The sequence below is a fragment of the Terrabacter tumescens genome (assembly GCF_014646815.1).
In the GTDB taxonomy this organism is placed as follows: domain Bacteria; phylum Actinomycetota; class Actinomycetes; order Actinomycetales; family Dermatophilaceae; genus Terrabacter; species Terrabacter tumescens.
The window spans coordinates 1-5262 of sequence record NZ_BMNZ01000017.1 but is presented as its reverse complement, the minus strand read 5'-3'; the positions used below and the strand labels follow the sequence as shown (position 1 = coordinate 5262).

Genomic DNA, 5262 nt, shown 5'->3' with positions numbered 1-5262 from the left:
TTTTCGGGGGTGGGTGTTTGAACATCAACGGAGAGTTTGATCCTGGCTCAGGACGAACGCTGGCGGCGTGCTTAACACATGCAAGTCGAACGGTGACGATCAAGCTTGCTTGGTCTGATCAGTGGCGAACGGGTGAGTAACACGTGAGTAACCTGCCCCAGACTCTGGGATAACCCCGGGAAACCGGAGCTAATACCGGATATGACACCAGCCTGCATGGGCATGGTGTGGAAAGTTTTTCGGTCTGGGATGGACTCGCGGCCTATCAGCTTGTTGGTGAGGTAGTGGCTCACCAAGGCGACGACGGGTAGCCGGCCTGAGAGGGCGACCGGCCACACTGGGACTGAGACACGGCCCAGACTCCTACGGGAGGCAGCAGTGGGGAATATTGCACAATGGGCGAAAGCCTGATGCAGCGACGCCGCGTGAGGGATGACGGCCTTCGGGTTGTAAACCTCTTTCAGCAGGGAAGAAGCGAAAGTGACGGTACCTGCAGAAGAAGCACCGGCTAACTACGTGCCAGCAGCCGCGGTAATACGTAGGGTGCGAGCGTTGTCCGGAATTATTGGGCGTAAAGAGCTTGTAGGTGGTTTGTCGCGTCTGCTGTGAAAATCCGAGGCTCAACCTCGGACTTGCAGTGGGTACGGGCAGACTAGAGTGTGGTAGGGGAGACTGGAATTCCTGGTGTAGCGGTGGAATGCGCAGATATCAGGAGGAACACCGATGGCGAAGGCAGGTCTCTGGGCCATTACTGACACTGAGAAGCGAAAGCATGGGGAGCGAACAGGATTAGATACCCTGGTAGTCCATGCCGTAAACGTTGGGAACTAGGTGTGGGTCTCATTCCACGAGATCCGTGCCGCAGCTAACGCATTAAGTTCCCCGCCTGGGGAGTACGGCCGCAAGGCTAAAACTCAAAGGAATTGACGGGGGCCCGCACAAGCGGCGGAGCATGCGGATTAATTCGATGCAACGCGAAGAACCTTACCAAGGCTTGACATACACCGGAATCACTCAGAGATGGGTGCGTCTTCGGACTGGTGTACAGGTGGTGCATGGTTGTCGTCAGCTCGTGTCGTGAGATGTTGGGTTAAGTCCCGCAACGAGCGCAACCCTCGTTCTATGTTGCCAGCACGTCATGGTGGGGACTCATAGGAGACTGCCGGGGTCAACTCGGAGGAAGGTGGGGATGACGTCAAATCATCATGCCCCTTATGTCTTGGGCTTCACGCATGCTACAATGGCCGGTACAAAGGGCTGCGAAACCGCGAGGTGGAGCGAATCCCAAAAAACCGGTCTCAGTTCGGATTGGGGTCTGCAACTCGACCCCATGAAGTCGGAGTCGCTAGTAATCGCAGATCAGCAACGCTGCGGTGAATACGTTCCCGGGCCTTGTACACACCGCCCGTCAAGTCACGAAAGTCGGTAACACCCGAAGCCGGTGGCCCAACCCTTGTGGGGGGAGCCGTCGAAGGTGGGACTGGCGATTGGGACTAAGTCGTAACAAGGTAGCCGTACCGGAAGGTGCGGCTGGATCACCTCCTTTCTAAGGAGCATCTGATCGCAGACCCTCGGGTTTGCGTTCCAGAGCCCGGTCTGTCCCCGAGTGTGGGGCAGCGGGTGCTCAAGGGTGGAACATCGATTTTGGCGCTGACTCGAGCTGTTGCTCGTAAGTACAGCCTGTTGATCACCGGAAGGTGGGAGGGAGTGGAACGCGAGGCAGGGGTTCGGGGAGGCGCTTGACACGTTGTTGGGTCCTGAAGGATCGGGCAACGCCAGGGCCGGCGGTCAGTCATTCGTGACTGGTGCTGGTGGTGGTGTTGGTTGGTTTCTTCTGGATGTGGGCCCTGCCGAGATCGCGGCTTTGTCGTGGTGGGTGTGGGGTGCCGGTTGTATTTTGAGAACTTCACAGTGGACGCGAGCATCTTTGTAGTGTTCAAGTTTTTAAGGGCACACGGTGGATGCCTTGGCACCAGGAACCGAAGAAGGACGTAGGAATCTGCGATAAGCCTCGGGTAGTCGATAACCAGACTGTGATCCGAGGATTTCCGAATGGGGAAACCCGGCTGGAGGCAAGTCCAGTCACCCGCACCTGAATATATAGGGTGTGTGGAGGGAACGTGGGGAAGTGAAACATCTCAGTACCCACAGGAAGAGAAAACAACATGTGATTCCGTGAGTAGTGGCGAGCGAAAGCGGATGAGGCTAAACCGGGCGTGTGTGATAGCTGTCAGGCGTTGCACGTTCGGGGTCGTGGGACCCGCCAACCGGTGCTGACATGCTGGTAGGGAGTGAGAAATCTGCGTCATAGTCGAAGAGCATTGAATGGCTCGGCATAGAGGGTGCGACCCCCGTAGACGAAATGGTGTGGACTCCCGGTGGTGTTTCCCAAGTAGCACGGGGCCCGAGAAATCCCGTGTGAATCTGGCAGGACCACCTGCTAAGCCTAAATATTCCCTGGTGACCGATAGCGGACAAGTACCGTGAGGGAAAGGTGAAAAGTACCCCGGGAGGGGAGTGAAATAGATCCTGAAACCGTGTGCCTACAATCCGTTGGAGCCTCCCGCCGTTGGGCGTGTGGGGTGACAGCGTGCCTTTTGAAGAATGAGCCTGCGAGTTAGTGCTCAGTGGCGAGGTTAACCCGTGTGGGGAAGCCGTAGCGAAAGCGAGTCCGAATAGGGCGTTTGAGTCGCTGGGTCTAGACCCGAAGCGGAGTGATCTACCCATGGCCAGGTTGAAGCGCAGGTAAGACTGCGTGGAGGACCGAACCCACTTAGGTTGAAAACTGAGGGGATGAGCTGTGGGTAGGGGTGAAAGGCCAATCAAACTCCGTGATAGCTGGTTCTCCCCGAAATGCATTTAGGTGCAGCGTCACGTGTTTCTTGCCGGAGGTAGAGCTACTGGATAGCTGATGGGCCTCACCAGGTTACTGACGTTAGCCAAACTCCGAATGCCGGTAAGTGAGAGCGTGGCAGTGAGACTGCGGGGGATAAGCTCCGTAGTCGAGAGGGAAACAGCCCAGATCACCAGCTAAGGTCCCTAAGCGTGTGCTAAGTGGGAAAGGATGTGGAGTTGCTGTGACAACCAGGAGGTTGGCTTAGAAGCAGCCACCCTTTAAAGAGTGCGTAATAGCTCACTGGTCAAGTGATTCCGCGCCGACAATGTAGCGGGGCTCAAGCACACCACCGAAGCTGTGGCATTGACATACTGCTCGGCACCAACTCCTGCGGGACTGGTGTCCAGGCGTGTTGATGGGTAGGGGAGCGTCGTGTGGCCAGGGAAGCGGCGGTGTGAACCAGCCGTGGAGGCCACACGAGTGAGAATGCAGGCATGAGTAGCGAATGACGGGCGAGAAACCCGTCCGCCGAATAACCAAGGGTTCCAGGGTCAAGCTAATCTGCCCTGGGTAAGTCGGGACCTAAGGCGAGGCCGACAGGCGTAGTCGATGGACATCCGGTTGATATTCCGGAACCGGCGAAGGACCGCCCATGATGAACCCAGTGATGCTAAGTGCCTGAAGCACACCCACCAACCCTTCGGGGTTACCGGGTGTGTGGAGCGCACGACCCGATCTGGTAGTAGTCAAGCGATGGAGTGACGCAGGAAGGTAGCCTCCGCGTGGCGATGGTTGTCCACGTCCAAGGGTGTAGGGCGCGATCCAGGCAAATCCGGGTCGCATACAAGCCTGAGACCTGATAGTGACCGCGAATGCGGGAAGAGGGTGATCCTATGCTGCCGAGAAAAACTTCTAGCGAGGTTCGAGCCGCCCGTACCCCAAACCGACTCAGGTGGTTAGGTAGAGAATACCAAGGCGATCGAGTGAATCGTGGTTAAGGAATTCGGCAAAATACCCCCGTAACTTCGGGAGAAGGGGGGCCCTGATCGTGACGACACAAGCTGTCCGAGCGTGATCGGCCGCAGAGACCAGGGAGAAGCGACTGTTTACTAAAAACACAGGTCCGTGCCAAGTCGCAAGACGATGTATACGGACTGACGCCTGCCCGGTGCTGGAACGTTAAGGGGACCGGTTAGCCTCACGGCGAAGCTGAGAACTTAAGCGCCAGTAAACGGCGGTGGTAACTATAACCATCCTAAGGTAGCGAAATTCCTTGTCGGGTAAGTTCCGACCTGCACGAATGGCGTAACGACTTCTCCACTGTCTCAACCACGAACTCGGCGAAATTGCACTACGAGTAAAGATGCTCGTTACGCGCAGCAGGACGGAAAGACCCCGGGACCTTTACTACAGCTTGGTATTGGTGTTCGGTACGGCTTGTGTAGGATAGGTGGGAGACTGTGAAGCCGTCACGTCAGTGATGGTGGAGTCAACGTTGAAATACCACTCTGGTCGTTCTGGATATCTAACCTCGGTCCGTGATCCGGATCAGGGACAGTGCCTGGTGGGTAGTTTAACTGGGGCGGTTGCCTCCTAAAAGGTAACGGAGGCGCCCAAAGGTTCCCTCAGCCTGGTTGGTAATCAGGTTTCGAGTGTAAGTGCACAAGGGAGCTTGACTGTGAGACAGACATGTCGAGCAGGGACGAAAGTCGGGACTAGTGATCCGGCGGTGGCTTGTGGAAGCGCCGTCGCTCAACGGATAAAAGGTACCCCGGGGATAACAGGCTGATCTTGCCCAAGAGTCCATATCGACGGCATGGTTTGGCACCTCGATGTCGGCTCGTCGCATCCTGGGGCTGGAGTAGGTCCCAAGGGTTGGGCTGTTCGCCCATTAAAGCGGTACGCGAGCTGGGTTTAGAACGTCGTGAGACAGTTCGGTCCCTATCCGCTGTGCGCGTAGGAAACTTGAGAAAGGCTGTCCCTAGTACGAGAGGACCGGGATGGACGAACCTCTGGTGTGTCAGTTGTTCTGCCAAGAGCACCGCTGATTAGCTACGTTCGGAAGTGATAACCGCTGAAAGCATCTAAGCGGGAAGCACGTTTCAAGATGAGGTTTCCAGGCCCGCGAGGGCGAGAGGCTCCCAGCTAGACTACTGGGTTGATAGGCCGGATGTGGAAGCACAGCAATGTGTGGAGCTGACCGGTACTAATAAGCCGATAACTTGACTTACAAAGATGCTACGCGTCCACTGTGCAGTTCCCGAGATACAAACGGGAACCAACCCACTGATTGATATCTCCATAGAGTTTCGGCTGTCATAGCGAAGGGGAAACGCCCGGCTCCATTCCGAACCCGGAAGCTAAGCCCTTCAGCGCCGATGGTACTGCACTGGTGACGGTGTGGGAGAGTAGGACGCAGCCGGACA

The 5262-nt window shown here is 56.6% G+C and carries 3 rRNA genes; all 3 read left to right on the top strand.

The annotated features are described in order from the left end of the window. Positions 1-24 precede the first annotated feature (24 nt). The 3 genes from IEY30_RS21665 to rrf all read left to right on the top strand — a co-directional run bounded on the left by IEY30_RS21665 (position 25) and on the right by rrf (position 5261). Positions 25-1546, top strand: a 16S ribosomal RNA gene (locus IEY30_RS21665). Between the two features lie 388 nt (positions 1547-1934). After that, a 23S ribosomal RNA gene (locus tag IEY30_RS21660) occupies positions 1935-5066 on the top strand. Positions 5067-5144: 78 nt separating this feature from the next. Next, positions 5145-5261: ribosomal RNA gene (rrf, locus tag IEY30_RS21655) — 5S ribosomal RNA — on the top strand. Together the 16S, 23S and 5S rRNA genes form the textbook arrangement of a ribosomal RNA operon. The last annotated feature ends 1 nt before the right edge of the window (position 5262 follow it).